Below are 2248 nucleotides of genomic sequence, written 5' to 3' on the forward strand. Positions count from 1 at the left end.
AAATGTGTCACGGGTCTGCGATGGAAATCGAACAATCGGTTTCAGCGACTCTAAGCGAGTGGAGCGACGTAACACTAACAAACGATACGCTAGTATTGAAAAACGATGTACACACGCTAACGTACACAATTCGTGACTGGGTAAACTAATCCGTCAGAGAAACCAAATAATTGATTAAAGGAGCCCTAGTGGCTCCTTTTTTTATTGCTTTCTTACACTCATGATTCCTTAAAAACTGACACTCATCGCTTACTTTTCGTACCAAACCCCAATAAACCTAAAAAATCTATCATTTGAGTGCAATAAATTCATCAGTTCAACGGTCTGTTGCTAGGATGGTAAGAGCCCTTAAGTAATTGATTGAATTTACTGTTGAATTAGAAATTATTTCAGAAACAGATAGAATAACTGTAGGGAGTTCGAAATAACAATGCTCTTGCCCGTTCACTACCAAATGGAAAAGTTTATGAACAAGATAGTAAGTACGTTAGGAATCATGGCAACCGTTGCATACAGCGCAGCCATTTACGCTGATGAAGCAACATCAACCAATAGCTGGAACCAAATAGAACAGCAGGCAGAGGGACAAACTGTCTACTTTCACGCTTGGGGCGGAAGCCAAGAAATCAATCGTTACCTACAATGGGCAGGCAAGGAGTTACAAAGTGACTACGGTGTGACCTTAAAGCATGTAAAAGTAACCGACATTGCTGAAACGACTACTCGACTACTTGCAGAAAAAGCCGCAGGCAAGAACAGCGAAGGCAGTGTCGATATCGTTTGGATTAATGGTGAGAACTTTCGCTCGATGAAAGACAATGCGCTGTTATTTGGACCATTCACAGAATCACTTCCAAACTGGCAGTACGTTGATAAATCTTTACCAATTGATGTCGATTTCTCGGAGCCAACCGAAGGCTTAGAAGCACCTTGGGGCGTCGGACAACTGGTGTTCATTCACGACCAAGAGACGCTAAACAATCCGCCACAATCTTTTTCAGAGATGTTGAGCTACGCTCAAGCTTTCCCGAACCGCTTAAGCTACCCTCGCCCACCTGAATTTCATGGCACCAGCTTCATCAAGTCTCTACTGATTGAGCTAACAGACAACAACCCTGCACTGGCACAACCTGTTTCGGAAGACAACTTCCAAGAAGTTACAGCACCACTGTGGGCTTACTTAGATAAATTCCATAAAGTGGCATGGCGAGGCGGAAAGCAATTTCCTGCAGGTACATCTGAAAGCATTCAACTTCTGGATGACGGACAGCTCGACCTCGCGATTACGTTCAATCCAAACTCTGTTTATTCAGCACAATCAAGTGGCCGCCTAGCTGAAACTACCAAGGCCTATGCTCTAGAAAGTGGCGCTCTGTCTAACATTCACTTCCTTGCGATTCCTTGGAATGCTAATGCAAGTGCTGGCGCTCAGGTAACCATCAACTTCTTGTTGAGCCCAGAAGCACAATCGCGCAAAGGCGACCTCAATGTTTGGGGTGATCCTTCTGTATTAAGCAGCAAGTACCTGACTGGTAGCGCTAAGAATACTCAACAATTTAAATCGATTGATGAACCACACCCAAGCTGGCAAAACGCGCTCGAGAAAGAGTGGCTTAAGCGATACGGTAACTAAAATTCATGCTACGCGCTCTATATTTTGTTGTTATAGCTGTGTGCATTGTCCCTACGAGTCCTGGGGTAGCGGGAGTAGTGGCCTCGTCACTGAGTTTCATCCCGCCCCTAGGTTTAGAGGAACCAACACTCAACGGTTTTAACCAAGTCTTTCAATGGGAAGGGGCTTGGCACTCTATTGGTTTGAGCCTAGGGTCAGCAATTGCAAGCAGCTATATCGCCTGCTTCCTGACCTTTTGCATTCTTCAAGCCTCTTGGGGAAACAAGTTTTGGAGAAAGATTGAGTTAACGCTATCGCCAATGCTTGCCATTCCACATGTGGCTTTCGCTATCGGCTTTGCTTTTCTGTTTAGTCCAACGGGGCTTGGCGCAAGAGCCGTACATCACTTGCTCGGCGAATCAGCTACAAGCTCTGAATTGGCTTTGCTGATAAAAGATCCTTACGCGTTTGGCCTAATCATTATGCTCGCACTCAAAGAAGTGCCCTTCTTATTGCTGATGAGCATTTCGATACTTCAACAAATCGATGTTGAACGCATCACTAAGGTCAGTGCCTCTCTGGGTTATTGCCGTGCTCAGATCTGGTGGAAGTGTATTTTCCCACAATGGTTTACCA

At 45.0% G+C, this 2248-nt stretch carries 2 protein-coding genes and 1 pseudogene; all 3 read left to right on the forward strand.

Translation table 11 applies throughout. From position 1 onward, the window contains the following. Positions 1-149 (forward strand): META domain-containing protein (locus AB4496_RS26835; protein ID WP_372132956.1); only part of this gene is annotated, 149 nt, incomplete at its 5' end. A 317-nt stretch (positions 150-466) separates the two neighbouring features. Next, a complete protein-coding gene (locus AB4496_RS26840) occupies positions 467-1633 on the forward strand; it encodes an ABC transporter substrate-binding protein (protein WP_032555185.1) in 1167 nt (388 codons plus the stop codon). Between the two features lie 5 nt (positions 1634-1638). Continuing rightward, positions 1639-2248 (forward strand): annotated as a pseudogene (locus AB4496_RS26845) (thiamine ABC transporter permease); the annotation flags it as partial.

The sequence above is a fragment of the Vibrio sp. 10N.222.46.A1 genome, assembly GCF_041473595.1.
GTDB lineage: Bacteria > Pseudomonadota > Gammaproteobacteria > Enterobacterales > Vibrionaceae > Vibrio > Vibrio tasmaniensis_A.